We start from the raw sequence: 25,712 nt of genomic DNA, 5'->3' as shown, positions 1-25,712 counted from the left end.
CGTAGGATAAAAAGAAGGAGGATCAGTCGCCCTTGGGCGCGCGCTTGCTGTTTTCCAGCACGTTCAGATCCATGTGGTTGCGCATGTACTGCTCGGAGGCATCGCGCAGCGGCTGGTAGTCCCACGGGTAATACCCACCCTGCCGCAAGGCATCGTAGACAACCCAGCGGCGCGCTTGGCTTTTGCGCACATCCGCATCGAAGGCCTCCAGATCCCAGCGGGCTTCTGACTTGGCCCGCAGCTGTGCGCATGTCCCCTGATGATCCGGCACCTCAGCCAGGTTGCGCAGCTCGTGTGGATCAGCCTCCATATCGAACAGCTGATCGGGATCCAGCGCGCAGCGGTTGTACTTCCACTTGCCGTAGCGGAGCGAGACCATGGGCGCGTAAGAAGCCTCCGCCGCGTATTCGATGGCCACCGGCTCGGTGCGCTCTGTCCCCTGACCCATGGGCACCAGCGACTGCCCGGTGGTCCATGGCATGACCTCCTCCATCGATACGCCCGCCAGATCACAGAGCGTCGGGTAGACGTCGATGGTAGAGACAGGCGTAGTCTGCAGACCGGGCGTCATCTGCGGGGCCGAGATCATCAAGGGCACGCGGGCGGAGCCTTCGTAAAAGGACATCTTGAACCAGAGCCCCCGCTCGCCCAGCATGTCGCCGTGGTCGGAGACAAAAAGGATAATCGCCTCTTGTCGGGTATCCTCCAGTGTCCGCAGGATCTCACCGATCTTGTCATCGAGATAGCTGATGTTGGCGAAATAGGCCCGGCGTGAGCGGCGGATATCCTCTTCCGTGATGTCGAAACTGCGCCAGTCGTTGGCGTCGAAAATACGCTGGCTGTGCGGGTCCTGATCCTCATACGCCATCGCCGGAACCTCAGGCAGCAGGTGGTCGCACGCCTCGTAGAGGTCCCAGTACTTCTGCCGCGCCACGTAGGGATCATGCGGATGGGTAAAGCTGACCGTCAGGCACCAGGGCCGCGCATCGGTCCCGCGTGCAAGGTCATAGATCTTGCGGGTGGCGTTGTAGGCGACCTCATCGTCATACTCCATCTGGTTGGAGATCTCGGCCACGCCCGCACCGGTGACCGACCCCATGTTGTGATACCACCAGTCGATCCGCTCGCCCGGTTTGCGGTAGTCGGGCGTCCACCCGAAATCCGCCGGGTAGATGTCGGTCGTCAGCCGCTCCTCGAACCCGTGCAGCTGGTCGGGGCCGACGAAATGCATCTTGCCCGCAAGGCAGGTCTGATAGCCCGCGCGGCGCAGGTGGTGGGCATAGGTGGGGACGGAGGAGGGAAACTCCGCCGCGTTGTCATAGACCCCGGTGGCCGACGGCAGCTGACCCGACATGAACGCCGCACGTCCCGGCGCGCAAAGCGGCGAGGCGGTGTAGCTGTTGGCAAAGCGGGTCGAGCGCGCGGCCAGTGCCTTGAGATTGGGCGCGTGCAGCCAATCGGCCGGACCGTCGGGAAAGAGCGTCCCGTTGAGCTGATCGACCATCAGGATGAGGATATTGGGCCGGGTCACGGGCGCACCTCCAGTAGTGTTTCGAGCGTTTGCAGGGCCGTGCGCCGTGCCGCATCGGGGCTGTGAGAGCGCGAGAGCGCCGCGCGCAGATAGAGCCCGTCGATGAGTGCTGCCAGCGTTTCGGCGCAGTCTTCGGCCTCGGGTGTCAGCGGACGCAGCGCGTGGCGCAGGTTCGACGCCAGCCTGCGCTGGTAGAGACGCAGCAGCCGCAGCATCTCGCCATTGGTCTGCGCCTGGGCATAGAGTGTCATCCAGGCGCTGACGGTCTCGGGCGAAAAGCAATTGGGCGAAAAACTGGCTTCGATCACCGCGACTGCCCGCGCCTGCGGAGTGCGCGCCGTGCGCAGGCCCCGGCGCACTTCGATCCCGAAATCACGCAGGATCTGCCGCATGGCCGCCAGAAAGATCTGATCCTTGCCGCCGAAATAATGATGCGCCAGCGCGCTCGACATACCCGCGCGTTTGGCTATCTGGCCGACGGTCACATCCAGGGAGCCTTTGCTCGCCAGCTCGGCGATCGTCGCCTCGACCAGAGCGGTGCGGCGAATGGGTTCCATCCCGAGTTTTGGCATTTGCGGCTCCTCAATCTGGTGCCGCATGTGGTAGCCGGTTTTTTATTGATCAGTCAATCAATAAAAACTCATCCCTTTGTCGCGTGCACCGGCGGGGTGGTTTCGCCCCGCTTGAGCGCCGCTTCCCGCAGAGTGATAAAGACCACCGAACCGACAATCACCAGCCCGCCCAGAACCACCCAGATATCAACCGCCTCATCAAAAACGAGATAGCCCAGCAACACCGCCCAGATCAGCTGTGTAAGAGTGACAGGCTGTGTGACGGTCAGCGGGGCCGCCGCAAATGCCAGCGTCATGGTGTAGTGCCCCGCTGTCGCAAAGCAGGCGACGGCGAAAAGAAGTCCAAGCTCAGGCAGCGTCGGCGTGACCCAGTTCATCAGAGCAAAGGGCGCCAGTACCACGGTGACAACGACGGACAGCAGCGCCACCACGACCGCAGGTTTCACCTCATCGGCGAGGATCTTGGCCGTCAGGTAGGATCCACCAAAGGCAATGGCGGTGCCAAGCATGGCCAGATGACCGGTGCTGACCTCGCGAAAGCCCGGGCGCAGGATCAGGAACGCGCCCAGAAGGGCTGCAAGCACCGCGGCGATCCGGCGAAACGCCAGCCGCTCTCCCAGAAAGAGCGCCGCCCCGATGGTGACGTAGATCGGCGCGAGATAGTTCATCGCCGTTACATCCGCGATGGGGATCCGCGCCATGGCATAGAACCACAGGATCACACCAATTCCATGCATGAAGCCCCGCAGCCCAAAGATCTTCCACTGCCGCTGTGTCAGCCGCGCCTCGCGCAGCGCGCCGATGGCGGGCAGCAGAAACACCAGCCCCATCATGTAGCGCAGAAAAGCGGATTCAGCGGGCGGGATCCGCGTGCCCATGTATTTCACCAACGCCGTCACGCTGATAAAACACAGACCCGTCAGCAGCATCCAGGCGATGCCTGCGACAGGGCGGTGAGGTGTGCGGGTGACCATGGCGCATAGACACAGGTTTTCGCTGCTGACCGCAAGGGGCAGCGGACCCCCGGGTCCGGTTTTGTCCCGGCAGGACCGATCCCGGTATTGGGCAGCAGGATCTCAGTCCAGCAGCAACCCGGCGGCGATGGCCCACATGGTCAGTGCGATCAGCGCATCCAGCACGCGCCAGCTGAGCGGTCGGGCAAAGAGCGGCGCCAGCAGCCGCGCCCCGTATCCAAGCACAAAGAAAAATGTCACGCTGGCCAGCACAGCACCTGCGCCAAAGGACAAACGGTCCTCATATTGCGCCGAGATCGACCCGATCAGCACCACCGTATCAAGATATACATGCGGGTTGAGAAAGGTGATCGCCAGGAGCGTGAGCAGTGTCGGAAAAAGCGCCCTGCCCCCGGTATCATCCGTGTCGAGGCTTTGGCCCCCCACCCAGGCGGAGCGTGCATTCCGCCACCCGTACCAAAGCAGGAACCCTGCCCCACCGTAGCGCATGGCGACCTCGAACCACGGCAGCTTTTCCGCCAGCGCGCCGAACCCGGCCACGCCTCCCGCGATCAGCAGCGCGTCGGACAGACCGCAGGTCAGGCAGACCCAGAACACATGACGCCGCCGCAGCCCCTGCCGCAGGACAAAGGCGTTCTGGGCACCGATGGCGATGATCAGCGAGAGGCTGAGCAGAAAACCGGGCAGAAAAGCGTCAAACACGCGCGCACTCCTTCAGGGATGCGCCGTTGACTAGGGGAGACCCGAGGCTTACTCAAATTAAAACATCTTGTATTGGATAAGTAGTACTAATGCACGCAACCGGCGAGAGACACAGGAGATCGGACACGGCAGGATCAATCGGCTCGCCGGAGAAACGCACTCTGTGGCCCAAGATGGCGGGTTCCGCCCATCAGCGTGGCTTACTGCCAAAGGGAGTGAGGCATGCACCGGAGGACAGCCAAATGCTGCCTCTCCACGGCCAGCCTCTCCGTCGACTATGTCCACTGGACGGGTCATCCCCGATGGCTGGCAGCGGCGCTGACCTCGCGACAGTATCAGGGTTGGCTCCCGGCCATGATGGACAGTACCACACCAGCCGCAGGCGGAACCCCGATGCAGCTTGACCCGGCACAGCTGGCTGCGCTGGCCGCTATCGTGCGGCATGGCAGCTTTGATCTGGCGGCGGCGCATCTTGGGGTGACTGCGTCGGCGGTATCTCAGCGGATCAAAGCGCTGGAGGAGCGCATGGGCACCGCGCTGATCATCCGGGGTCAGCCCTGCGCGGCCACAGATACGGGGGCGCGGCTGGCCCGCCATGCTGACGACTTGACCCTGATAGAGGCGCAGGTGCTGCGCGATCTCGCCCCCGCGAGCGATCTGGAGCCTGCCCGGGTGCGGGTTGCGGTCAATGCGGACAGCCTGGCCACGTGGATCGTGCCAGCACTTGGCCAGACGCCGGACGTCTTGTTCGAGCTTGTGATCGACGATCAGGACACCTCGACCGACTGGCTTCGGCGCGGCGCGGTCAGTGCGGCGGTCACAGGCCAGCCGCAAGCGGTATCGGGGTGCAGTTGCGTTGCCTTGGGTGCCCTGCGTTACGTGGCGACCGCGAGCCCGGCATTCATGGAGCGCTGGTTCTCAGACGGGGTCACTGTGGACACGCTCGCACGGGCGCCGCTTCTGACATTCAACAGCAAGGACACGCTGCAACACCGCTGGATCACCGACCAGACGAGGGCCCGCCTGACACCGCCTGCGCATCAGCTGCCCTCCACCCACGCCTTTGTGGACGCCGCCTGCGCCAGCCTTGGCTGGGGGCTGAACCCGGCCGAGCTTGTCGGTGACCATCTTGCCTATGGCAGGCTGGTCGCCGTGCTGCCGGACCGACCGCTCGATGTGCCGCTCTACTGGCAGACCAGCCGTCTGATGGGTGCTGCGCTGACACCCCTGACCCGCGCCGTCAGGGAGGCAGCGAAAGCGCGGCTCATCCAGAGCCCTTCCCGGCGCCGTTAACCAGAAACATATGGTAACGGAAATCTCATGCCCGATCATTTGCTTAAAACTGTGCGGATCCCATATAGAGTAGCACACAGCAGGGATGCGATGACATGCTCAACAATGCTCACCAACTCGACTTGACGGCCCAAGATATCGAACTGATCGAAGCGGCGCTTCAGACTCAGAAAAAGATCCTGTCCGTTCAAAGTCAGGCAGGCGGCAGCGGTGCCGATCGCAAGCTGACGGACATCAACCACCTGATGAAGCGCATCAACCGCAGCACGCAATCTAAGGATCCCTTGGGTGCGCAGGGCTGGGGTTGTTTCGCGCGCAGCCTTTTCGGGCAGGAGTGCAGCAGCCCGCGCTAAGCCGCGGCGACATCGGTGACAGCGGCTAGAGCGCTGCCATCACCTCGTCGCTGGCCTCGAAATTTGTCGTGACGCGCTGCACATCGTCATCGTCTTCCAGCGCTTCGATCAGCCGCATCAGCTTTTGCATCGCCTCCAGGTCCATCTCGGTCGTGGTGGTGGGACGCCAGACCAGCTTGGTGGACTCGGATTCGCCCAGCTCGCCCTCAAGCGCAGTGGCCACATCATTCAGATCCGTGTCCGCGCACCAGATCACATGGCCGTCCTCGCCGCTTTCCACATCTTCTGCACCGGCCTCGATGGCGGCCATCATGACCGTATCGGCATCACCAGCGCTGGCCGGGTAGCTCACCTCGCCCTTGCGGTCGAACATGAACCCGACGGAACCGGTCTCGCCCAGATTGCCGCCGTTCTTGGTAAAGGTGGAGCGGACGGTGGAGGCGGTGCGGTTGCGGTTGTCGGTCATCGCCTCGACGATCACCGCCACGCCGTTGGGGCCGTAGCCCTCGTAACGGATCTCTTCGTAGTCATCCCCGTCACCCCCCGTGGCCTTGCTGATGGCACGGTCGATATTGTCCTTGGGCATGGACTGCGATTTGGCCTCTTTCACGGCGAGGCGCAGGCGCGGGTTCTTTTCGGGATCGGGGTCGCCCATCTTGGCGGCGACGGTTATTTCCTTGCTGAGCTTGGAAAAAAGCTTGGCGCGCACGGCGTCCTGACGGCCCTTGCGGTGCTGGATGTTCGCCCATTTTGAGTGCCCGGCCATGGGGATCCTCCATTCATGTCGTAATGTTTGGAGCTATGTATCCGCGTGGCTGCGCGCGCTCAACCCCTCGGGGCTATGCGGCAAGGAAACCGCGCGCGATCAGGATGGCCCGCAGCGCCAGGCCCAGCGTCAGCGCCCCCAGCATCCAGTTGGGCATGACCCGGGCGAAATCCTGGAAATAGCGCGCTTCCTCGCGCTTGAGCTGGATGCTCTGAGCATCGGCACCGGTTTGTTCCAGCCGGTGGGCTTCGCGCTCGTACCAGCGCGAGCGCAGCAGGTAGGAACAGGCCCAGATGGCCGGGCCCAGAATAAGCGCATCCGAGATCAGCGGAAGCAGCGTCACTTCTTGACGGCGTTCAACTCGATCCGGTAGCCGAGCGCCTCGGCCAGCGCAAAGATCTTCCACAGGGTGGGTCCGGTCTTGGACTGCCCCCGTGCGATCCGCGACAGCGCGGTGTGGTCAAAACCCGATTGCGCGCCGATCTCCCGCAGGCTGAGGTCCGAGCCGTTCAGCATCCGCGCGATCACATCGGCGCCGAGCGTCCGCGCCAGTTCCTCGCCCACATCGCGAAAGACCGCATGTTTCTCCGCCGGGTCCAGCGCCTCGAACGCGGCGTCAAAGCCGGTCTCTTCCACCAGGGCAATGGGCACGGCGGCCGTTTGCGTGGTCCGGGCGGGCCGCCGGGCGGCCGGTGCTTTGCGGCCGCGCCGCGCGGCACCTGCGTTGGTCTGTGTATCGGTCATTGGTGCGTCTCCTGATCTGTCGTCACCGTCGATGATCGAAAACTGTTGTCTTGCAAAGCAACATCTAAGCGGCGAGGTGCCGTCTGTCAAGGGTGCGGCGGACGGGAGGCCGCGGGTTTGGGCAACGCCCGCACCTGCGCGATCAGCATGCGCGCCGCACCGGCCTGTCGCAGCCCGGCCAGCTTGCGCGCACCTTCTGCCGGGGTGCCCACCGACACGAAGGCCATGCGCCTGTCCGGCACCTCCGTGTAGAGCACAACGCAGGCAAGATCGAAGCGGCGCGCCTGAAAGAGCGCGAAGTACCCCTCCGGATCCGCATCCTTGAGCCGATCAACCGACTGAAACAGCAAGTGTTTTTCCAGCTCTGCCAAAAAAGCGCCGAATTCGGCGGGGGGATAGCCGGCCCGCGTGTGGCGTGCCTGATCCACATGGCTCCACCGCAGATGGTCGGGATTGCGCCAGCTATGCTCCACCCCGCGCAGATAGCGGTTGAGCCCGAAAATCCGCAGCTTCATCCGCGAGGCGGCACGCGGGCCGAGCCTGCCCGCAGCCTCCAGAGCCACAAAAAATCCGTTGGTGATTAAAAAGCTCAAATCCGACATAACGGCACTTGAGGCAAAACACATCGCGAAATCAAGGGCGAGGACCGAGCCAGTGACATCCGACCAGATTATTCTCTTCACGCTCTTTGCGGCGGTCTTTGGCCTGCTGCTCTGGGGGCGGTTTCGCTATGATATCGTGGCGTTTTCCGCGCTGATGATCGCGGTGGTGCTGGGCGTGGTCCCCAGTGCGGAAGCCTTTGCGGGCTTCGGCCATCCGGCCACGCTGGTCGTGGCCCTCGTGCTGGTGGTCTCCGCCGGTCTGGTGCGGTCGGGTGCGGTGTTCCTGATCACCCGGACGCTGGTGGATGCCTCCCGCTCGCTTGGCGCGCATATCGCGCTGATGGGGGCCATCGGCGGTGTGCTCTCGGCCTTTATGAACAATGTGGCGGCCCTCGCCCTGCTGATGCCGGTGGACATCCAGACCGCCCGCAAGGCGGCGCGGCCCGCGGGGCTGAGCCTGATGCCGCTGAGTTTCGCGACGATTCTGGGTGGCATGGCCACGCTGATCGGCACGCCGCCCAACATCATCATCGCCACCATTCGTGAAGATTCTCTCGGCGCACCGTTCGCGATGTTCGATTTCGCGCCGGTGGGTCTGGCTGCGGCAGGCGCGGGGCTGCTTTTCGTGGCCCTCATCGGCTGGCGGCTGATCCCGCAGAGAGAGGCACCAACGGTGACGGAGGCGGATCTCGCGCAGTATATCGCGGAGCTGATCTTGCCCGAAGAGAGCAAGCAGATCGGCAAACGGGTGGCCGAACTGATCGAGCCTGCGGAACGCGCGGATGTGGCGATCCTCGGTCTCATTCGCGACGGCAAGCGGCGCTACGGCCAGTCGCGCAATACCGTTCTGCGGGCGGGCGACGCGCTGGTGCTGGAGGCCACGCCGGATGCGCTGGATGAGTTTCGCACCAGTCTGGATCTGGCCGTGGCGGAGGCCAAGCGCGAGGAGGCCCTGCGCGCTGACGGAGAAGGCGTTGAAATTATTGAGGTTGTCGTGCCGGAGGTCTCTCGCATTACCGGCAAGACTGCGCAATCCATCGGTCTTGCCTGGCGCCAGCGCACGGTTCTTCTGGGCATCTCGCGGCAGGGCAAACGGATGACGCACCACCTGCGCAAGACGCGCGTGGAGGCGGGCGATATCCTGCTGTTGCTGGTGCCGCGCGACACCGGGCCGGACGTCACTGACTGGCTGGGGTGTTTGCCGCTGGCGGACAGGGGGTTGGCGGTGACGGAGAACCGCAAGGTGTGGCTGGCCATCGGGCTCTTTGCCGGTGCCGTGGTGGCGGCGAGCCTGGGGCTGCTCTATCTGCCCATCGCTCTGGGGCTGGTGGTCGTGGCCTATGTGCTGGCCCGGATCGTGCCGCTGGCGGAACTTTACGATCATATCAACTGGCCGGTAGTGGTGCTGCTGGGCTCCATGATCCCGCTGGGTGCGGCGCTGGAAAGCTCCGGCGGGACAGAGCTGATTGCGGGTGCGCTGGTAGGCTGGACCGACGGCTTGCCCGCCTGGGCGGTGCTCACGGTGCTGATGGTGGTGACCATGACGCTGTCGGACGTGCTCAATAATACCGCCACGACCATCGTCGCAGCGCCCGTGGGCATCCAGATGGCGCAGAGCCTTGAGGTCTCGCCGGACCCCTTTCTGATGGCCGTGGCGGTGGCGGCCTCCTCGGCCTTCCTGACGCCCATCGGGCACAAGAACAATACGCTCATCCTGGGGCCCGGCGGGTACCGGTTTGGCGACTACTGGCGCATGGGGTTGCCGCTGGAAATCATCGTGGTCGCGGTCTCCATCCCGATGATCCTGATCGTGTGGCCTTTGTAACCGGTACGGACGCGCAACGGCTGGCGGACCGCCGCGGGGCGAATCGCCCTATCGCGGCATCGGGCCTTATTCCGAAGCGAAACCGCGTGTCGGTACCACGTCGGTATTGCGTCGGTATGACGTCGGTGTTTGTCGCGGTGGGCGCCGCGGTAACGCAGCGGACGATGCGGTTTCCTAACGACCCCTGTGCTGTGCGAACGCCCAGAACCGGTGCGGCGCGCGCCGCTGGGCCAAAGGCCTTCGAAGGCCTTTCCCGCGCTGCTGCCCCGTTGCGCGCCCGGGCCACGGGATCGCGCAGGGCGTGGTCACTGGCCCGAAACATAAAAGGCCCGCGCACTGGTTTTAACCTTTCGGTACCAGCCGCGGGCCTGGGAAACTCGTGGCGCGTTTCTGCGCCGGTATCGCCTTAGCGTCCGTAGACGTGGGCGTACGCCACATGATAGGCGTCTTCCGGGAACATCCCCAGATCAATCGCCGTTTCGCGTGGCATGAACCGCAGCTCGTTATAGGTGCGGTTGAACTGCGCCCGCTTCTCGGCCGCGTCCTTCAGTCGTGCTATCACAGTGTTCATAAGCCACTCCTTTCCTCAGAACCATGCGTTCTGATACGACCGAAAATATGAACAAACCCCTAAGAAACAAGCGTAAACACGGCAATGCTGCATTGCAATTGCTGCATAGCGGCATAGAGCGTCAACGGGGGCGTCAAAGCGGCCAGATCAGAGGGATGGTCAGCGAGGAGATCACCCCCATACTGAGGTTGAGCGGAATGCCCACGCGCATGAAATCCGTAAACCGGTACCCACCCGGGCCGTAGACCAGCGTATTCGTCTGGTAACCGATCGGCGTGGCAAAGGCGCAGGAGGCGGCGATCATCACAGCGACCACCAGAGGCCGCGGGTCGAGGCCGAGTGCGGCGGCCAGACCAATGGCCAGCGGTGTCATGATCACCGCCACGGCATTGTTGGAGACGATCTCGGTGAAGGTGGAGGTCATCAGGAAGACGACCAGCACCACCAGCCAGGGCGGCATCGTCTGAAGCGTGGGCGAGACCGCATCGACGATGAGTGCGACAGCGCCCGAGTTCTGCAGCGCGGCACCCACCGACAGCATCGCGAAGATGAGCGCCAGCAGGCGGCCATCCACGAAGGAGAACGCCTCATCCGCGTCAATGCAGCCCGTCACCAGCACCAGCGCCACGGCAAGGATCGCCAGCAGCAGGATCGGCGCCACGTTGAAGGCGGCAAGGGTGACGATCCCAGCCAGCGCCAGCACCGCGATGGGCGCATGGCTGCGCCGGAAGGCGCGCGCGGAAGGGTGGGAGACATCGACCATGTCCATGTCTGCCGCGAGCCGTTGAATATCGGCAGGCGCGCCTTCGAGCAGCAGGGTGTCGCCCACCCGGACGATCAGATCATCAAGCTGCCGCCCGATGTTCTGATTGCGCCGGTGCACCGCCAGCGGATAGACGCCGTAGCGCCGCCGCAGCCGCAGCGCGCCCAGGCTGCGACCGATCATGCGGCAGCCGGGGGTGATGAGCACTTCGACGGTGGTGGTTTCCACCGCCGAGACCTGATCGACGCGCTTGAGTTCCTTGTTGGCCTGCAGGCTGAGCAGTTCGGTCATCTGGGTCCGCAGCACCACGCGGTCGCCCAGCTGAAGCTCGACCCCCTGGAGGTTGCGGCGCAGAGAGGCGTCGCCCCGGACGACGTCGATGAGCCGCACACCCTCGCGTTTGAAGAGCTGCACGCTCAGCACCTCACGCCCGATGAGGTTTGAGTCAGGCGGGATCACCGCCTCGGTGAAGAACTTCATCTTGGAGCGGTCCGAGAGCATGTTGGCCATGCTGTCGCGCTCGGGCAGCAGGCGGCGGGCGAAGAGGCTGAGGTAGATCAGCCCCCAGACGCAGACCACCAGACCGATAGGCAGGATCTCAAAGATGGTGAAGGGCGCCAGCCCTTGCGTACGGGCGACCCCGTCCACCAGCAGGTTGGTGGAGGTGCCGATCAGCGTGAGCGAGCCGCCCATGATCGCCGCATAGCTGAGCGGGATGAGAAACTTCGAGGCTTTTTCACCCAGGGTCTGGCTCAGCTGGACCACGACCGGGATCATCACGACCACAACGGGGGTATTGTTCATAATGGCCGAGGCCCCCATGACCGACAGGATCACGCCAGCGACAGCGCCGCGGGGGTGGGTCTTGGCGTAGCGTTCGGCGAGCTGGGTCAGCACCTCCAGCGCGCCGGTGCGCACCAGTGCCCCCATCACGATGAACATCGCGGCAATGGTCCAGGGGGCGGGGTTGCTGAGCACCGCGAGGGCGTCGTCGTAGGGCAGCACGCCGAGGGTGAGCATCACCGCCGCACCCGCAATGGCCACGACCTCGGTCGGGTAGCTTTCGCGCATGAACATCACGAACATCAGCGCCACCACCGCGAGGGTGGCGAAGGCGGGGGCGTTGGGGGAAAGCTCGGTCAGGAAGGGCAAGTGCGGTGCTACCTTGGGGTCTGTTCGCGCATGGCGGGAGTGTTGCGCATCGCTCAGGCCGGGGCAAGCGCGGGCTTGGGGCGCGGTTGCACCAGGTAGAGACCTGCAAACATCATCAGCAGCGCGGCCCAGATCACGCCGACGTAAGCTTCATCCAAGATCAGTTTTGCCCAGAATACACCGAAACCCGTGACCAAATAGCTAACCTGCACCGCAAAGACGGCGCCCGCGCGCCCCACCAGCCAGACGTAGCCTGCGTAAACGCCCGTGTGCGCCAGCGCCGCCCCGATCAGCGCGTGACCGGCGGTGCTGTTGAGAGCCCCCGGCGGGATGAACTGGCCCGTGAGCAGTGTCAGCGGCAGCACGGCGATGGCCCCCAGCAGGGACGCGCCCCAGAGCACCTCTACCGGGTCCATCCCGGCGGTGCCCCATTTGGCGACGATGTTGCCTTCCATCGCGTAGCACATGCCGGCAATCAGGGCGACGCCCACCCAGAACACAGGGATATCGCCCGCGATGCGCGCGCCCGGGCCCACGATGAGCAGAACACCGGTGAGCCCGGCCACGAGCCCGCCGAGACGGCGCCAGGAAAAACGGTCGAGCCCCATGCCGAGCGCCACAGGGAAGGCGAACATGGGGATCATTGACAGAAGGATCGCCATGATCCCTGCGGGCAGATGGACCGCGGCCTGGTAAGAGGCCGTGTTGGGCACCAGCGTGCCGACCAGCGCGATCACGGCCCAGACGCGCCACGGTCCGGGCCCGCGCTGGAAGGGCCTTGGAAGGCCCTTCCCCCGCAAGAGGAGAAGGAGGCTCATCAAGACCACACCGATCACCAGTTGCCAGAAGATGAGCCCGAAATGGCCAAAGCCTGTTGAGACGGCGATCTTGGTGAGCGGCATGGTGATGCCCCAGCCTGCTCCCAGCACCAGCAGCACCACCGTCAGCATCAGCCGCTCCGCCCCGCCCGCCGGACGTGTCATCCCTGTCATGGCGCGCTTTGCTGCAACAACCCGCCGTCGCGCACCATCTCGATGCGGGTGGTTTTGCCGGTGCGGTCGTCGGTCTCCACGTAGACACCGGAGAGGGTCACGGGCCCCGTGGCGGGCTGAAAGCGGTCGCGCGGCATGCCGGTGATGAAGCGGCGCAGGGGCTCTGCCTTGTCCATCCCGATGACGGAGGCATAGTCGCCGCACATCCCCGCATCGCTGAGGTACCCGGTGCCGCCCGGCAGGATCATCGCATCCGCCGTGGGCACGTGGGTATGCGTGCCCACCACGAGGCTGGCGCGGCCATCGCAGAAATGACCCATGGCCATCTTTTCCGAGGTCGCCTCGCAGTGCACATCCACGATCGCAGCCGCCGCCTGCCCACCCAGAGGGTGGGTCTTGAGCACCGGCTCCAGCGCCGAGAAGGGATCATCGAAGGGGCGCTTCATGAAGACCTGCCCCAGCACCTGCGCGACCAGCACCTTGCGCCCGTTCCGAGCGGTGAAGAGCCGGGCCCCCTTGCCCGGTGCGGCCTTGGAGAAGTTGAGGGGCCGGATCACGCGGGGTTCCTGCTCGATGAACTGCAGCATGTCGCGCTGATCAAAGGCGTGATCGCCCAGCGTCACGCAATCGGCGCCCGCGTCCAGCATCGTGCGCGCATGCGCCCCCGACAGCCCGGCGCCGGAGGTGGCGTTCTCGCCGTTGACCACGACGAAATCCAGCCGCCAGTCCTTGCGCAGCCGCGGCAGCGTCTCGCTGATGGCGCGACGCCCGGCCCGACCCATCACGTCCCCGAGGAAAAGTATTTTCATTCAGGATGGGTAGGGCGCGGCCCGGTGCTCGGCAAGGGCAACGGAGCAGAATTGTTTGCAGCCCGCGGGGTTGAGACCACGATCTGTGCGCCACCGCGCGCCGATAGGAAACCGGCCCGGACATCCGCCCGCGCAGCGTGACACCGCACGACCGCCGGGAATATGCCGGGACGTCGGGCGCGTCGATGCCTGCTCCGGGCACCTCACCGCCCCGAGCCGGGCGCGGCGGGTGGTTTTGCGAGGGTTCGGGGGAAGATGAGGCCCAGACAAGCTCTCCGATGGTGGCGTCAACCCGGCACGGGGTCGTCTCGCTGGCGAAAGTGCCCAACCGCGCAGGAGACCTTGGGATCACCTTCCGCACCGAGACCATGTGCGACGGGCCATCGAGGGGCCAGAGGTGCAGGTCTCCGCTCAGTCGGAATGCTGCAGGTCCAACACGCCTGCTTCTGTGACGATGTAGTCGAGCGGCTGGTCTGTGGGCTCCTGCGGCAGACGTTGGGCCTCCTGTGCGGCATAGGCAAAGCCCACCGCCAGTGTCGCGCGCCGGGCGCGGAGACGGTCCAGCGTGCGGTCGTAAAAGCCACCGCCGTAGCCCAGGCGGACACCGTGCGCATCAAAGGCCACCAGGGGCAGGATCAGGATCTCGGGTTCCATCCAGTCCGGCGTTTGCGGGATTTGCGCGCCAAAAGGACCATCAATGAGCGCCATTCCGGGCTGCCAGCGGGCAAAGCGCAGGGGCTGCCCCGCGCCGTCGATCACCGGGATGCCCACGGGGCCATGGGCGGCGGCCTCTGCCATGGCGGGCAGCGGGTCAATCTCTGTCCGGATGGGCACGTAGCCCGAGAGCGGCACGCCGCGAAACCCTGCCAGAAAGCCCGAGAGCACCCCTGCCCCGGTACCCGGATCGGCTGCATGCGCCGCCTTGCGCCGGGCGAAACCGGCTTTGCGGGCGGCGGCCTTGGCCTCTGCCAGATCAGTCACCGGAGCACGCGGAAAGGCCTTCCGACTGGCGAAAGGTGGTTGGTACGCTCATGAACGCGCGATGATGAAACAGGGGCGCGGGCGCGCAGTAGCGGAAAACACGCGTGGTCGCGCTGTGACGAAAGACGCGCACAGGCGCGCGATGACGAAAGACGCGCGTGAACGCGCGATGAAACCCTGCGCTCACAACAGCACGATCACGGCGAGGCCCAGGAAGGCGAAAAAGCCCACCACATCCGTCACCGTGGTCACAAAGGCGCCCGAGGCAAGGGCCGGGTCCACGCCCACCCGGTCGAGGATCACCGGGATGACCGTACCTGCGAGCCCCGCCACCACGAGATTGATCACCATGGCGGCCGCAATCACGTAGCCCAGCGCGGGCGAGCCGAACCAGATCAGGCCCACGACGCCCATGACGACCGCAAAGATCACACCGTTGATCAGCCCCACCAGCACTTCGCGCCGGATGACCCGCCAGACGTTGGCGCCGGTCAGGTCCTTGGTGGCGATGGCGCGCACCGCCACGGTCAGCGACTGGGTGCCCGCATTGCCGCCCATGGAGGCGACGATCGGCATCAGCACCGCCAGCGCCACGATCTGGGCGATCGCCACCTCGAACTGGGCGATCACGAGGCTGGCGGCGATGGCGGTGACGAGGTTGACGGCGAGCCACGGCAGGCGCTGCTTGGTCGTCTCGATCACCCGGTCGCTGAGCGAGCCTTCCCCCACACCGGCAAGGCGCAGGATGTCTTCTTCGTGCTCTTCGTCGAGCACGGCCATGGCGTCGTCGATGGTAATCACCCCGATCAGGCGGTCTTCGTCATCGACCACGGGGGCGGAGATCAGGTGGTACTGGTTGAAGGCGTAGGCCACGTCCGATTCGTCCTGGGTGGCGGGGATGATCTGGAAGGTCTCTTCCTGAATGTCCTTCAGCCGTACCTCGCGTTTGGAGCGCATGAGCTTGCCCAACGTGACGTTGCCAATGGGGTGCAGCCGCGGGTCCACCAGCACGATATGGTAGAACTGATCCGGCAGCTGCGCCTCCGGTGTGCTGCGCAGATGGTCGATGGCGGTGCCCACGGTCCAGTGCTCGGGCGCCATGACGACCTCGCGCTGCATCAGGCGACCGGCGGAGTATTCCGGGTAGCTGAGCGCCTGTTCGACCGCGACCCGGTCGGTATCGGGGAGCGCCTTGAGGATGGCTTCCTGCTGGTGGTCCTCCAGATCCTCGACCAGATCGACCACATCGTCGCTGTCCATGTCGCGGATGGCCTGGTTCAGAACCTGCGGCGCCAGAACCGCGATGACTTCCTCGCGAATCGCTTCGTCGAGTTCCGACAGGATTTCGCCGTCGAACTCCCGCCCGTAGAGGCGAATGAGCCGGGACCGGTCAAAGGGATTGATCTGTTCGAGCAGATCCGCGATGTCGGCGGCGTGCAGCGGCGCCATGAGCTCCGTCAGCTTGGCACTGTCGTCGATGTCCACGGCGTAAAGGATCGCCGCAATCGCCTTGGGCCCCAGAAGGTAGGCGTCGTCCTCGTCGTCCCGCGCCACCTCTGCTGACTGCTCGGTCATGGGCCTCTCCTCTTTCGTGTTGCCCGGACCATAGGCGCAGCCTTCTCCGGTGACAATCTTGCGCGGTTTGCCCGTTGTGGCCCGGAGCGCGGACGCCTAGACAAGTGGCATGAGTGCGCAAACCCTTCTGATCGGTCAGACATTCGAGGCTGTGGGCGATCCGCTGACGGGTCCCTGGGAGGAGGCTGTGCGCATCACCCCATCGGGCGGCGTATTGATCGAGGCAGGGCGGATCGCCGAGGTCGGTGCGGCTGAGGACCTGCGCAGGCGGTACCGCCAGGCGGTTGTCGTGGACTACGCGGAGAACCTGATCTGCCCCGGTTTCATCGACGCCCACGTGCATTATCCGCAGACCGCGATGATCGCCAGCTGGGGCAAACAGCTCATCGACTGGCTGAACACCTATACGTTTCCCGAGGAGATGCGGCTGGAGGATCCAGACTATGCACGCACCATTGCCGCGCGCTATCTGGATCTGGCGCTGGATCATGGCACCACCAGCATGTGCTCCTTTGCGACGACCCACCCCCACAGCGTGGACGCGTTTTTCGAAGCAGCGGCGGCGCGGGGTATGCGGACGGTGGCGGGCAAGGTCTGTATGGACCGGAACGCGCCCGCTGGCCTGCTGGATACGCCGCAATCGGCCTATGACGACAGCAAGACGCTGATCGCGCGCTGGCATGGTCGGGGGCGCGCGGGCTACGCCATCACACCGCGGTTTTCGCCGACCTCGAGCCCCGCGCAGCTGAGTGCCATGGGCGCGCTCTGGTCGGAGCATCCAGGCTGTCTGATGCAGACCCATCTGAGCGAGCAGCGCGCGGAGGTCGCCTGGGTCGAGACGCTGTTTCCGCAGGCGCGCGACTACCTCGACACCTATGAGGCGCACGGGCTGCTGGGGGCGCGCGGGCTTTACGGCCACTCTATCCACCTGACCCCGCGGGAGATCGACCGGCTGGCCGAGACCGGCGCGGCGTTGGCCCATTGCCCGACCTCCAACAGCTTTATCGGATCGGGTCTGATGGATCTGGCGGGTGTTGCGGCGCGCGGCATCCCGGTGGGGCTGGCGACGGACACCGGGGGCGGGTCGTCGTTTTCCATGTTGCGGACCATGGCCGCGGCCTATGAGATCGCCCAGCTGCGCGGCACGCCCCTGCATCCCGCGCAACTGCTCTGGCTGGCGACCACAGGCTCCGCGCGGAGCCTGCATCTGCACGACCGTATCGGCACGCTCGCCCCGGGCATGGAAGCGGATCTGACGGTGCTGGATCTGGCCTCCACCCCCGCCATCGCGCAGCGAGCGGCGGAGGCGGAGACGATCTGGGAGGCGGTCTTTCCGACGCTGATGATGGGCGATGACCGCGCCATTGCCGATGTGTGGATTGCCGGGACCCGACGCCAGCGCGACGGCTGATCTGCTGCGCAGCACCTGCCGGAGGCGAAAGGCCTTCGAAGGCCTTTCCGGCGCCGTCGCCCTCTGCCCGATTGGTAGAAAAGCGTGTGACTGCCGGTACTAAAGCGCCGCGCGCAACGCCTGCACCATGCGGTTTTGCCGGGCGATCAGCGCGCCCATGTCGAGCGTCGTCAGCTGACCGTCCCGCACGATCTGGCGACCTTCCACGATCAGGTCGCGCACGGTCGTGGGTCCGGCAAGCAAAAGCGCCGCCGGGTCCCAGCTCCCCGCGGTCTCGATGCCCGACACGTCCCAGACGGCCAGATCCGCACGGCAGCCCACCGCGATGCGCCCGCATTCGGGTCTGCCCAGCACATCCGCGCCACCGCGGGTCGCCAGCTCGAGCGCGGCCATGGGGCGCATGGCGCGGGCGCCCTGGGCGGCGCGTTGCAGCAGCATCGCCTGCCGGGCCTCGGCCACGAGATTGCCCGCGTCATTGCTGGCCGAACCATCCACGCCTAGGCCCACCGGCACCCCTGCCGCACGCATGGCGGTGACGGGCGCGATGCCGCTGCCCAGACGGCAGTTGGAGCAGGGGCAATGGGCGACACCGGTACCTGTGGCGGCGAAAAGATCGATCTCGGCCGGATCGAGCTTGACGCAATGGGCGTGCCAGACATCCCGCCCCACCCAGCCCAGATCCTGCGCGTATTGGCCGGGACGGCAGCCGAAGGTTTCCAGCGAATAGGCGATATCCTCCTCGTTCTCGGCCAGATGGGTGTGCAGCATCACACCCTTGTCCCGCGCCAGCAGAGCCGCGTCGCGCATGAGCTCCCGGCTGACGGAGAAAGGCGAACAGGGCGCCACACCGACCCGGCACATGGACCCCGCACCGGCATCGTGAAAGCGGTCGATGACGCGCAGGCAGTCTTCCAGAATATCCGCCTCCCGCTCCACCAGATCATCGGGCGGCAGGCCGCCCTGCGACCGCCCGATGCTCATGGCCCCGCGGGTCGGCTGAAACCGCAGGCCCAGTTCCGCCGCCGCCGCGATGGTGTCATCCAGACGGGCGCCGTTGGGAAAGAGATAGAGGTGATCGCTGCTGAGCGTGCAGCCCGACAGCGCAAGCTCCGCCAGTCCGACCTGCGCCGAGGTGTAGATATGCTCCGGCGTCAGCCGCGCCCAGATCGGGTAGAGCGTTTGCAGCCAGTCAAACAGCAAGGCGTCCTGTGCGGCAGGTACCGCACGGGTCAGCGACTGAAAGAGGTGGTGGTGCGTGTTGACCAGACCGGGGGTGACAAGGCAGCCGTGAACGTCCAGCACGGGCAGGTCGGGCGCGTTGCTCGCGAGATCGGCGCCGATGGCCGCGATCCGGCCGTTCTCCACCAGCACATCCGCATCGCGCAGCACCCGGTCTGCATCGTCCATGGTGACCAGATGGTCCGCCCCGCGCAGCAGCAGCGCGCTCATCCCAGGCTCTCGCGCAGCACCTCAAGCGCTGCGCCGTGGATCTCCGGGTTGGCGGCGGCGAGCGCGCGCCCTCCCCCATGGGCAGGGCCGCCCTCCCAATTGGTTACCACGCCGCCGGCGGCCTGGATCAGCGCGATAGGCGCCTGAATGTCGTAGGCCTGCAGCCCGGCCTCGATCACCAGATCGATCTGACCCGAGGCGAGCAACGCATAGGCGTAGCAATCCATCCCGTAGCGGGTCAGTTTGGTACGCTGCGAGACAGCCTCGAACGCCGCACGCTCGGCCCCGGTGCCAACCCCGGGGAAGGTGGTGAAGAGGACCGCATCGGCCAGCCGTGCGGTGTTCCGCGTGCCCAGATCGCGGTCACCCAAGGGCCCCGTCATGCGCGCGTGGCGCTCAAACCCCACGAACCGTTCCGCCGTGTAGGGCTGGTCGATCATCCCGTAGAACGGCCCATCGTCATCGGAGACCGCGATCAGCACACCCCAGGTGGGTGTTCCGCTGATGAAAGCGCGCGTGCCATCGATGGGATCGAGCACCCAGGTCAGCCCGCTGCTGCCCGCCCGGGCCCCGTATTCCTCGCCCAGGATGGCGTCATCCGGGCGCTGCTCGGTCAGGATCGCCCGCATGGCACGCTCCGCCGCGCGGTCAGCCTCGGTGACCGGATCGAATCCGTCTTTGTGCTTGTTCTCCGCCGCCAGCCCCGCCTGCCGGAAATAGGGCAGGATGGCGGCGCGGGCCGCATCGGCCAGCTGTTGCGCGACCTGATGAATGGCAGCGCAACCGGTTGGATCAGTACGTGGAGTCATGACCGTGTGGTGGCAGTCGTCTCAAGCGGATGCAAGAGCACTGCCACTCACGATGCGACGAAAAGTGACCTCAGGCGACGTCGCTGAGCACCCGCGCCAGCTCAAAAAGCCGACGGCGCTGATTTTCCGGGATCGCGTAATAGGAGCGGACCAGATCCATCGCTTCCTTGTCGCCCAGCATATCCGCTGGAACGGCGTCCTGCGCAGGCTCTGCCGACGGTTCCGTCTTGAGCCCTTCGAAGAAGAACGCCACATCAACCTCCAGCGCATCGGCAATGTCCCAGAGCCGGGACGCGCTGACGCGGTTTGCACCGGTCTCATACTTCTGGATCTGCTGGAACTTGATCCCGACGCATTCGGCCAGTTTCTGCTGTGTCATACCAACCAGCCAGCGCCGCTGCCGGATCCGCTTGCCTACGTGAACATCGACGACATGGACCATCTGCTTTTACCTCGTACCTATATCAAGAGCTGGCGACCTCGCGGTCGGATTGTTTGCGATACAACCTAGCCGCGATTTGCACGGCGCCGTCTTGCCGCCGAACAATAGTGAAAAACGGGACCCGATCAATCATTATAACACCAACAGGCTGACGACCGACGTGCCGGAAAGCACGGCAGCATTCGTCTTTCCCTGTAAAATCAGGTGCTTTTGATACATTGTTTCAGAGATCACCATTCAGTTAAAATTTTTTGTATTTGGTCAAATTTTGGCTGGTTTCCTCAATCTACAGTTGATTCTCGCGGCTCCCGCGCCCGATTTATGTCCTATGACATGCGCCGACCGGCTACGATCACCACAAAAAAGGTGCAGATCCGTCCGGTGTGTCCGGCGTGAGGTGAAATCCGCCGATCGGGACCGAAACCGGCGGATAGCCGCCGGTGGGCGGTGAGGGTGTCCAATGAGCGCCCTCCTGCCCGCAGCCGGAGGCGACATCAGGCAATCTTGAGCGGGCGCGCCTCTTCGCCGGAAAAGGCGCGGCACAAAAAACGCGCCAGCGTTTCATGCACGTCGTTCTGGGTCACCCGCGCGCCGTAAAGGTTGATGAGCTGATGCGAGAGCGGTGGCAGCGCGCCTGCATGCTCGATCCGCTCCAGATGCGGCGGCTCGGTTCCCTCAATCATGGTGTGCACGGCGAGATCGGCGCTGACCGTGGCCTCGATGGTCCGGTCGCTTTCGGTTTCAACGATAATGTCCCAGGGGATACCCGCCTCATCCAGCGCCTCGACCACATGCGGGCGAAAGGTGCAGCTGCTGCCAAAGGCCAGCCGCAGGGGCCGCTGCCGCCAGGCCGCGCCGCCGGGCGCCCCGACCCACAGCAGCGGCTTGCGGCTCAGCGTGTCGCCGCCCGGGTCCACCGCTTTCTCGGTCGTCAGGATCAGATCACAGTCGCCGCGGGCAAACATCTCCTTCAGCGCGCGGGTGTAGGAGGACACAAGGCGTACGCGCACCCCCGGAAAGGCGGCATTGAACTGTTTCAGCACCTGCGGGATGGCCGGGTAGACGATGTCATGGGGCACGCCCAGCACGATCTCTCCCTCGAAAGGTCGGTCGGTCAGCCGGCCCACCACCTCATCGTTCAGCGCCACCATCCGGCGGGCGTAGACCAGCAGCTGCTCTCCCGCCGCGGTCAGCGCGATGGTGCGCCCGGTGCGGTCGAGCAGGTCGACATCCAGCAACTCTTCCAGCCGCTTAAGCTGCATGGAGACGGCAGATTGCGTCAGATGCAGAAAACCCGCCGCCCGGGTGACGCCGCCGCTGTCTGCCACGGCGACAAAAGAGCGCAGCACGGTGATGTCCAGATTTCGCATATCACACCTCCTGATGGATCAGATCAAAAACATTCGTTTTCAATATAAGACAGGCTTGAGCATATAGATCAAGTACGTTGATGAAAGATCACTCAAATATCACGAAGGAGATTGAGCCATGGTTCTCACCGAGTTTCTGGGCGCACAGCTTTCGCGGCGCCTGCACCGCTCTCGCACCGGTTTTCGCACGTATCTGACCCTTTATCGGTCGCGGCAGACGCTCGCCAGACTGGATGCCCGCGCGCTGGAGGATATCGGCATTTGCAGTGAAGCAGCCCAGGCCGAAGCGCGGCGGCCCGCGTGGGATGTGCCGGACACATGGGTTCGGCGTTGAAGGCCGGGGGCTGCCGCTTTTGTCCTCGCTGCAAATTTATGCGCCGAAATCGCGTCTCTGACGGCCATTGCTGACCAAAAGACCTTGAAAAGACCCTCTGCGCTGCCGATATTCAGCGCAGAGAGCGCGCAGGACGTCTGACGCGCATAATAGCCGAGTGGAGGTCTTTAATGGCTGACGTGAATACAATCCGGTCCACAGCCGGATCCCGCGCCGCCCAGATTGATGAGGGGCTGCGTACCCATATGAATAAAGTCTATGGCACAATGTCCATAGGCATGCTGATCACTTTTGCCGTGGCCTGGGCCGTGGGCACAGCGCCGGAACTGATGGCGATTTTCCGTGATCCGGTAACGCTGCAGCCGAATATCCTGGGCTGGATCGTGATGTTCGCGCCGCTGGCGATGGTCTTTGGCTTCAGTGCCATGATCAACAAATTCTCCGCGGCCGCGGCGCAGACGTTCTTCTACGCCTTTGCGGCGGTGATGGGTCTGTCGATATCGTGGATCTTCGTGGCCTTCACGGGCATGTCGATTGCCCAGATCTTTCTGATCACATCGATCGCCTTCGCGGGCCTGTCGCTGTGGGGATACACCACCAAGAAAGACATCTCCGGCTGGGGTAGCTTCCTGATCATGGGCGTGATCGGCCTCGTCGTTGCGTCGATTGTCAACATCTTCCTGGGGTCGCCCGCGATCATGTTCGCGATTTCGGCCATCGGTGTTCTGATCTTTGCCGGTCTGACCGCTTATGACACGCAGAACATCAAGAACACATACCTGGCACACGCCCACCATGGCGATCAGGAGTGGTTGCAGAAGTCCGGTATCATGGGCGCGCTGAGCCTCTATCTGAACTTCATCAACATGTTCATGATGCTGCTGTCGCTCTTCGGCAATCGCGAATAACGCTTTTACATCGACGGTTTGGGGCCGGTCCTGAGAGGGGCCGGCCTTTTTCGTTTCAGCCGACGGGAGCGGTACCGAGCCCTGCGATGAACCGCGCCACTGCACCGCGCGATGTCAGTTGATGCACCGAGAGCCGCGGATGCGCGTCGATCAGGCGCTGGATCCGGGACCTGTGGGTGCGACGCGTCCTCCAGATATAGACGTAGAAGGGTAAAGTCTCGCGGTGGACCGTCTCGAGGCAGCCCTCTGCCATATCGGGTCTGCGCTGACCGTAATTGCGCATCAGCCGCCACGTCACGCGCCACATGCGCAGGCCCACGGGCAAGTCGAGCCAGACCAGCGTATCGGCGCGGCTGGCGCGGTGGTCATAGGTCGCCGACAGGCCGCCCTCGAATATCCACGCAGGGCTGCGTTCGATGCGCTGTGCCATCGCGATCTTTTCGGGTTTTGGACGCTCCGCCCAGCCCGGCAGCCAGTGGATATGATCCATGTGGTGCACGGGCAGCCCCGTGCGCACGCCCATCCGCCGCGCCAGCGTGCTTTTGCCCGAGCCCGGGCCGCCAAGGATCATCACCCGCTGCACGGCGTTCCCTCAGAGATGAAAAAGGCCGCGCAGAGTGCGAGGCCCGGTATGCCCGATCGTGAGGCCAGATCCTACTTGATCTTGCCTTCTTTATATTCAACGTGCTTGCGCGCGACGGGGTCATATTTCCGCACGACCATCTTTTCGGTCATGGTACGGGCGTTTTTCTTGGTGACGTAGAAATGGCCTGTTCCCGCGGAGGAGTTCAGGCGGATCTTGATGGTGGTTGGCTTGGCCATGGGTCATGTCTCCTGCGGTGCCTGCGCGCGGAGCGGAGGCCGAAATAATCCTGAAGCCCGGCTTTTAACGGGATCGCGGGCACTGTCAACTGGAAATGCCATCATCTGGGAGTGGCGTGCGCGGAAGGTCTGTAAGCCGGATTCTGTTCCCCGGCACTGCTGCCGGTTCGATGACCATTCCTCTTGCCCCGCTGTTGCCAGGGGGGCTCTAGCTGCCAACCCGGACCTGCTCGGGCGAAAACGGCCCTGTCTTGCGACGCGCGGTCCCTATTTGGCATTGCTCCCGGTGGGGCTTGCCATGCCGCCGGTGTTGCCACCGGCGCGGTGGGCTCTTACCCCACCGTTTCACCCTTGCCGCGCCGGGGCGCGGTGGTTTCATTTCTGTGGCGCTTTCCGTCGAGTTACCTCGCCCGGGCGTTACCCGGCACCGTTGATTTCCGGAGTCCGGACTTTCCTCCCCGCCGGGTCGCCCCGGCGCAGCGGTCATCCGACCTTCCGCGCGGTGCGGGTGTGCGTGCAAATGCGGGCGGGGTCAATGGGGGCACCGCTGCGGAATGAGTTTATTTGGCAAGATGAAAGAGCAGGTCGGCGCGTCAGTCGACACGCGGGAGGGCGGAGATGTCCTGCGGCTGGAGCGGGCCCGTGGCATGGGGCCGGAAGCGCAGGCGCACCGCGGCCAGCAGGGTGGCGTCATCGGCGGTGGCGGTGAAGCCCGCGCTGCGCGCCGCCCGGCGGAAGCTGGCCGGGGTGGCGGGCGCTGCGTCGTGCTGACCGGCGCGCGCTGCCAGGCCCTGGCGTGCGAGGCGCGTCCAGTCGAAGCGCGGGCCGGGATCGGATTTGCGGCCCGGAGCCATGTCCGAGTGGCCGATGATGTTGTGCGGCGCGATGGGCCAGCGGGTGCGGATGTCCCGCAGAAGGGTTTCAAGGGCGCTCATTTGCGACTCTGGAAAGGGATGGGTGCCTGCGTTGTCGAGTTCGATGCCGATGGATCGCGAGTTGATATCCGGTTGGCCGTGCCATTCGCCCTGCCCCGCGTGCCAGGCGCGGCTTTCTTCGGCAATGAGTTGTGTCGCGGCACCCGTGCGGCAGATGACGTAATGCGCGGAAACCTCTGCTGCAGGGTCACAAAGCCGCGTGATGGCCGCCTGTGCGGAGGCCATGGCGGTGTAGTGGATCACGATGATCGTGGGCGTCAGCCCGTCGCGGCGCGGCCCGTGGTTGGGCGAGGCCTGCCAGCGCATGGGTCTCAGCCGTCGGAGGCCGCGCGGTAGGGCGCGGGATCCCAGCCACAGGCATAGCCGTCGCCGTCGGGGTCAATGCCGCGGCGATCCCGGGTCGGACCACCCCGGGCCAGAAAGTCGATCTGTGCCTGATCGGCGGATCTGTAGTCCGCGCAGTTCCGCTCTGCCCGGGTAGAGCCGCCGAAGCCTGCGCGGGCGTAGACGCTTTGACCTTTGGGATGAGACGTCGACAGCGCGAAGGCCACGATGTTGGGCTGGTCGTCGCTGGGCCGCGCGGGCAGTGCTTCGGGTGTCACCACTTCGTACTGCGCGCGGTTATTGGCGATCCGGGCGGCGTCGCTTTCGATGCTCTCGCGCTCGGCGACCGCGTCGAAGTCATTCTCATCCGAGATACCGGGGTTGTTGAGCGTCACGGGTGCGGGGTTCGCAGGGCTCGCCTCGATCGGGGGCTGGCCGAGATCGGGGGCCGCGGGGCTGCGTGTTTCGGCCAGAATGCGCGTGGTCTCTGCCGCCGTCGCCTCGGGCGAGGCCGGATCGAGCGGACTGCCCACGGGCAATGTGGATTGCAGACCATTTAGGGCGGCGTCGCGTTGCTGTTGGGTCTGGGCGGAGTTGTCAAAGCCCGTGTCGGGCCCGCTCAGCGGGATCGGGGTTGTGCAGGCGCCAACCGCCGCGAGCAGCGTGGCCGAGAGGAAAAGTCGTGCAGTCATGGGGGCCCCTT

Annotated in this window: 28 protein-coding genes and 1 other RNA gene; 6 read left to right on the top strand and 23 right to left on the bottom strand. The window is 64.8% G+C overall.

The features are described 5' to 3' along the window. Positions 1-22: 22 nt before the first annotated feature. From betC to Q1A53_RS06765, 4 genes are all read right to left on the bottom strand, one after another. Positions 23-1,531, bottom strand: a complete 1,509-nt coding sequence (gene betC, locus Q1A53_RS06780; RefSeq protein WP_299964291.1) for a choline-sulfatase — start codon at positions 1,529-1,531, stop codon at positions 23-25. Next, entirely contained in the window at positions 1,528-2,103 is a 576-nt protein-coding gene (betI, locus tag Q1A53_RS06775; protein ID WP_299964289.1) for a transcriptional regulator BetI, read from the bottom strand. Before betI ends, betC begins: the two co-directional genes overlap by 4 nt. Before the next feature lie 68 nt (positions 2,104-2,171). Then, positions 2,172-3,077: a DMT family transporter gene (locus Q1A53_RS06770; RefSeq protein ID WP_299964287.1), complete on the bottom strand. Its 906-nt coding sequence runs from the start codon at positions 3,075-3,077 to the stop codon at positions 2,172-2,174. 102 nt (positions 3,078-3,179) lie between these two features. Further along, positions 3,180-3,779 carry a LysE/ArgO family amino acid transporter gene (locus tag Q1A53_RS06765; protein WP_299964285.1) on the bottom strand — a complete coding sequence of 200 codons (600 nt, stop codon included), beginning with the start codon at positions 3,777-3,779 and terminating at the stop codon, positions 3,180-3,182. A 222-nt stretch (positions 3,780-4,001) separates the two neighbouring features. On the opposite strand from Q1A53_RS06765, the gene Q1A53_RS06760 reads away from it, so the two are divergent. Together Q1A53_RS06760 and Q1A53_RS06755 are read left to right on the top strand one after the other, a co-directional pair. Next, complete coding sequence (locus Q1A53_RS06760; protein ID WP_366872433.1) at positions 4,002-5,072, top strand: LysR family transcriptional regulator ArgP; 1,071 nt, start codon at positions 4,002-4,004, stop codon at positions 5,070-5,072. A 95-nt stretch (positions 5,073-5,167) separates the two neighbouring features. Continuing rightward, a complete protein-coding gene (locus Q1A53_RS06755; protein WP_299964282.1) occupies positions 5,168-5,425 on the top strand; it encodes a hypothetical protein in 258 nt (85 codons plus the stop codon). A 25-nt stretch (positions 5,426-5,450) separates the two neighbouring features. On the opposite strand, the gene Q1A53_RS06750 is transcribed toward Q1A53_RS06755, so the two are convergent. The 4 genes from Q1A53_RS06750 to Q1A53_RS06735 all read right to left on the bottom strand — a co-directional run bounded on the left by Q1A53_RS06750 (position 5,451) and on the right by Q1A53_RS06735 (position 7,537). Continuing rightward, the gene (locus Q1A53_RS06750; RefSeq protein WP_299964280.1) at positions 5,451-6,191 is read right to left on the bottom strand and encodes a YebC/PmpR family DNA-binding transcriptional regulator; all 741 of its coding nucleotides are present in this window, start codon (positions 6,189-6,191) and stop codon (positions 5,451-5,453) included. A gap of 73 nt (positions 6,192-6,264) precedes the next feature. Then, entirely contained in the window at positions 6,265-6,534 is a 270-nt protein-coding gene (locus Q1A53_RS06745; RefSeq protein ID WP_299964278.1) for a hypothetical protein, read from the bottom strand. Next, positions 6,531-6,935: a helix-turn-helix domain-containing protein gene (locus Q1A53_RS06740; protein WP_299964276.1), complete on the bottom strand. Its 405-nt coding sequence runs from the start codon at positions 6,933-6,935 to the stop codon at positions 6,531-6,533. The genes Q1A53_RS06745 and Q1A53_RS06740 overlap by 4 nt, the downstream gene beginning before the upstream one ends. Positions 6,936-7,021: 86 nt before the next feature. Then, positions 7,022-7,537: a hypothetical protein gene (locus tag Q1A53_RS06735; protein ID WP_299964274.1), complete on the bottom strand. Its 516-nt coding sequence runs from the start codon at positions 7,535-7,537 to the stop codon at positions 7,022-7,024. A gap of 52 nt (positions 7,538-7,589) precedes the next feature. Between Q1A53_RS06735 and Q1A53_RS06730 the strand changes: the two genes are divergently transcribed. Continuing rightward, the gene (locus tag Q1A53_RS06730) at positions 7,590-9,362 is read left to right on the top strand and encodes an SLC13 family permease (protein WP_299964271.1); all 1,773 of its coding nucleotides are present in this window, start codon (positions 7,590-7,592) and stop codon (positions 9,360-9,362) included. Between the two features lie 406 nt (positions 9,363-9,768). Here the strand turns inward: Q1A53_RS06730 and Q1A53_RS06725 are convergent, their stop codons facing one another. The 6 genes from Q1A53_RS06725 to mgtE form a co-directional block, all read right to left on the bottom strand. After that, on the bottom strand, positions 9,769-9,933 hold the full coding sequence (locus Q1A53_RS06725) for a hypothetical protein (RefSeq protein ID WP_299964269.1): 165 nt from the start codon (positions 9,931-9,933) through the stop codon (positions 9,769-9,771). Positions 9,934-10,066: 133 nt separating this feature from the next. Beyond that, entirely contained in the window at positions 10,067-11,782 is a 1,716-nt protein-coding gene (locus tag Q1A53_RS06720; RefSeq protein WP_366872456.1) for an SLC13 family permease, read from the bottom strand. Between the two features lie 119 nt (positions 11,783-11,901). Beyond that, positions 11,902-12,840, bottom strand: a complete 939-nt coding sequence (locus Q1A53_RS06715; RefSeq protein ID WP_299964267.1) for a DMT family transporter — start codon at positions 12,838-12,840, stop codon at positions 11,902-11,904. Then, entirely contained in the window at positions 12,837-13,649 is an 813-nt protein-coding gene (locus Q1A53_RS06710) for a TIGR00282 family metallophosphoesterase (RefSeq protein ID WP_299964265.1), read from the bottom strand. Before Q1A53_RS06710 ends, Q1A53_RS06715 begins: the two co-directional genes overlap by 4 nt. A 411-nt stretch (positions 13,650-14,060) precedes the next feature. After that, positions 14,061-14,630: a 5-formyltetrahydrofolate cyclo-ligase gene (locus Q1A53_RS06705; RefSeq protein ID WP_299964263.1), complete on the bottom strand. Its 570-nt coding sequence runs from the start codon at positions 14,628-14,630 to the stop codon at positions 14,061-14,063. A 183-nt stretch (positions 14,631-14,813) separates the two neighbouring features. After that, positions 14,814-16,205 carry a magnesium transporter gene (gene mgtE / locus Q1A53_RS06700; protein ID WP_299964261.1) on the bottom strand — a complete coding sequence of 464 codons (1,392 nt, stop codon included), beginning with the start codon at positions 16,203-16,205 and terminating at the stop codon, positions 14,814-14,816. 109 nt (positions 16,206-16,314) lie between these two features. On the opposite strand from mgtE, the gene guaD reads away from it, so the two are divergent. Next, positions 16,315-17,616: a guanine deaminase gene (gene guaD / locus Q1A53_RS06695; protein WP_299964259.1), complete on the top strand. Its 1,302-nt coding sequence runs from the start codon at positions 16,315-16,317 to the stop codon at positions 17,614-17,616. A gap of 99 nt (positions 17,617-17,715) precedes the next feature. Here the strand turns inward: guaD and Q1A53_RS06690 are convergent, their stop codons facing one another. The 4 genes from Q1A53_RS06690 to Q1A53_RS06675 all read right to left on the bottom strand — a co-directional run bounded on the left by Q1A53_RS06690 (position 17,716) and on the right by Q1A53_RS06675 (position 21,686). Further along, a complete protein-coding gene (locus tag Q1A53_RS06690) occupies positions 17,716-19,065 on the bottom strand; it encodes an 8-oxoguanine deaminase (RefSeq protein ID WP_299964257.1) in 1,350 nt (449 codons plus the stop codon). Further along, entirely contained in the window at positions 19,062-19,874 is an 813-nt protein-coding gene (gene hisN, locus Q1A53_RS06685) for a histidinol-phosphatase (protein ID WP_299964254.1), read from the bottom strand. The genes Q1A53_RS06690 and hisN overlap by 4 nt, the downstream gene beginning before the upstream one ends. Before the next feature lie 70 nt (positions 19,875-19,944). Continuing rightward, on the bottom strand, positions 19,945-20,316 hold the full coding sequence (locus Q1A53_RS06680) for a helix-turn-helix transcriptional regulator (RefSeq protein WP_299964251.1): 372 nt from the start codon (positions 20,314-20,316) through the stop codon (positions 19,945-19,947). 494 nt (positions 20,317-20,810) lie between these two features. Further along, positions 20,811-21,686 carry a LysR family transcriptional regulator gene (locus Q1A53_RS06675; protein WP_299964248.1) on the bottom strand — a complete coding sequence of 292 codons (876 nt, stop codon included), beginning with the start codon at positions 21,684-21,686 and terminating at the stop codon, positions 20,811-20,813. A gap of 118 nt (positions 21,687-21,804) precedes the next feature. On the opposite strand from Q1A53_RS06675, the gene Q1A53_RS06670 reads away from it, so the two are divergent. Together Q1A53_RS06670 and Q1A53_RS06665 are read left to right on the top strand one after the other, a co-directional pair. Beyond that, positions 21,805-22,020, top strand: coding sequence for a hypothetical protein (locus tag Q1A53_RS06670; RefSeq protein ID WP_299964246.1), 216 nt, complete (start codon positions 21,805-21,807; stop codon positions 22,018-22,020). A gap of 170 nt (positions 22,021-22,190) precedes the next feature. Beyond that, positions 22,191-22,928 (top strand): Bax inhibitor-1/YccA family protein, encoded by a 738-nt coding sequence (locus Q1A53_RS06665; RefSeq protein ID WP_299964243.1) that lies wholly within the window; start codon positions 22,191-22,193, stop codon positions 22,926-22,928. Between the two features lie 55 nt (positions 22,929-22,983). On the opposite strand, the gene Q1A53_RS06660 is transcribed toward Q1A53_RS06665, so the two are convergent. The 5 genes from Q1A53_RS06660 to Q1A53_RS06640 all read right to left on the bottom strand — a co-directional run bounded on the left by Q1A53_RS06660 (position 22,984) and on the right by Q1A53_RS06640 (position 25,701). Next, positions 22,984-23,511, bottom strand: coding sequence for an AAA family ATPase (locus Q1A53_RS06660; protein WP_299964240.1), 528 nt, complete (start codon positions 23,509-23,511; stop codon positions 22,984-22,986). 71 nt (positions 23,512-23,582) lie between these two features. Next, positions 23,583-23,750: a 50S ribosomal protein L33 gene (gene rpmG / locus Q1A53_RS06655; protein WP_011454349.1), complete on the bottom strand. Its 168-nt coding sequence runs from the start codon at positions 23,748-23,750 to the stop codon at positions 23,583-23,585. 116 nt (positions 23,751-23,866) lie between these two features. Continuing rightward, positions 23,867-24,249, bottom strand: an RNA gene (gene rnpB, locus Q1A53_RS06650) — RNase P RNA component class A. Between the two features lie 94 nt (positions 24,250-24,343). After that, positions 24,344-24,991 carry an N-acetylmuramoyl-L-alanine amidase gene (locus Q1A53_RS06645; protein ID WP_299964237.1) on the bottom strand — a complete coding sequence of 216 codons (648 nt, stop codon included), beginning with the start codon at positions 24,989-24,991 and terminating at the stop codon, positions 24,344-24,346. A gap of 5 nt (positions 24,992-24,996) precedes the next feature. After that, on the bottom strand, positions 24,997-25,701 hold the full coding sequence (locus tag Q1A53_RS06640) for a hypothetical protein (protein WP_299964235.1): 705 nt from the start codon (positions 25,699-25,701) through the stop codon (positions 24,997-24,999). Between the last annotated feature and the right edge of the window lie 11 nt (positions 25,702-25,712).

It is taken from the genome of uncultured Roseobacter sp. (assembly GCF_947496515.1).
Classification (GTDB): Bacteria; Pseudomonadota; Alphaproteobacteria; order Rhodobacterales; family Rhodobacteraceae; genus Roseobacter.
Note: the sequence above shows the minus strand (reverse complement) of the source record. Positions and strands in the feature narration are given on the sequence as shown.

What these genes read in the sequence shown, in the direction of transcription:
- Q1A53_RS06725 (WP_299964269.1), bottom strand. Translation starts at nt 9,933, where the DNA reads ATGAACACTGTGATAGCACGACTGAAGGACGCGGCCGAGAAGCGGGCG.
- mgtE (WP_299964261.1), bottom strand. Translation starts at nt 16,205, where the DNA reads ATGACCGAGCAGTCAGCAGAGGTGGCGCGGGACGACGAGGACGACGCC.
- Q1A53_RS06755 (WP_299964282.1), top strand. Translation starts at nt 5,168, where the DNA reads ATGCTCAACAATGCTCACCAACTCGACTTGACGGCCCAAGATATCGAA.
- rpmG (WP_011454349.1), bottom strand. Translation starts at nt 23,750, where the DNA reads ATGGCCAAGCCAACCACCATCAAGATCCGCCTGAACTCCTCCGCGGGA.
- Q1A53_RS06735 (WP_299964274.1), bottom strand. Translation starts at nt 7,537, where the DNA reads ATGTCGGATTTGAGCTTTTTAATCACCAACGGATTTTTTGTGGCTCTG.
- Q1A53_RS06740 (WP_299964276.1), bottom strand. Translation starts at nt 6,935, where the DNA reads ATGACCGATACACAGACCAACGCAGGTGCCGCGCGGCGCGGCCGCAAA.
- Q1A53_RS06675 (WP_299964248.1), bottom strand. Translation starts at nt 21,686, where the DNA reads ATGCGAAATCTGGACATCACCGTGCTGCGCTCTTTTGTCGCCGTGGCA.
- Q1A53_RS06665 (WP_299964243.1), top strand. Translation starts at nt 22,191, where the DNA reads ATGGCTGACGTGAATACAATCCGGTCCACAGCCGGATCCCGCGCCGCC.
- Q1A53_RS06710 (WP_299964265.1), bottom strand. Translation starts at nt 13,649, where the DNA reads ATGAAAATACTTTTCCTCGGGGACGTGATGGGTCGGGCCGGGCGTCGC.
- Q1A53_RS06640 (WP_299964235.1), bottom strand. Translation starts at nt 25,701, where the DNA reads ATGACTGCACGACTTTTCCTCTCGGCCACGCTGCTCGCGGCGGTTGGC.
- Q1A53_RS06750 (WP_299964280.1), bottom strand. Translation starts at nt 6,191, where the DNA reads ATGGCCGGGCACTCAAAATGGGCGAACATCCAGCACCGCAAGGGCCGT.
- Q1A53_RS06760 (WP_366872433.1), top strand. Translation starts at nt 4,002, where the DNA reads ATGCACCGGAGGACAGCCAAATGCTGCCTCTCCACGGCCAGCCTCTCC.
- betI (WP_299964289.1), bottom strand. Translation starts at nt 2,103, where the DNA reads ATGCCAAAACTCGGGATGGAACCCATTCGCCGCACCGCTCTGGTCGAG.
- Q1A53_RS06720 (WP_366872456.1), bottom strand. Translation starts at nt 11,782, where the DNA reads ATGTTCGTGATGTTCATGCGCGAAAGCTACCCGACCGAGGTCGTGGCC.
- Q1A53_RS06645 (WP_299964237.1), bottom strand. Translation starts at nt 24,991, where the DNA reads ATGCGCTGGCAGGCCTCGCCCAACCACGGGCCGCGCCGCGACGGGCTG.
- Q1A53_RS06715 (WP_299964267.1), bottom strand. Translation starts at nt 12,840, where the DNA reads ATGACAGGGATGACACGTCCGGCGGGCGGGGCGGAGCGGCTGATGCTG.
- Q1A53_RS06670 (WP_299964246.1), top strand. Translation starts at nt 21,805, where the DNA reads ATGGTTCTCACCGAGTTTCTGGGCGCACAGCTTTCGCGGCGCCTGCAC.
- Q1A53_RS06680 (WP_299964251.1), bottom strand. Translation starts at nt 20,316, where the DNA reads ATGGTCCATGTCGTCGATGTTCACGTAGGCAAGCGGATCCGGCAGCGG.
- guaD (WP_299964259.1), top strand. Translation starts at nt 16,315, where the DNA reads ATGAGTGCGCAAACCCTTCTGATCGGTCAGACATTCGAGGCTGTGGGC.
- hisN (WP_299964254.1), bottom strand. Translation starts at nt 19,874, where the DNA reads ATGACTCCACGTACTGATCCAACCGGTTGCGCTGCCATTCATCAGGTC.
- Q1A53_RS06770 (WP_299964287.1), bottom strand. Translation starts at nt 3,077, where the DNA reads ATGGTCACCCGCACACCTCACCGCCCTGTCGCAGGCATCGCCTGGATG.
- Q1A53_RS06690 (WP_299964257.1), bottom strand. Translation starts at nt 19,065, where the DNA reads ATGAGCGCGCTGCTGCTGCGCGGGGCGGACCATCTGGTCACCATGGAC.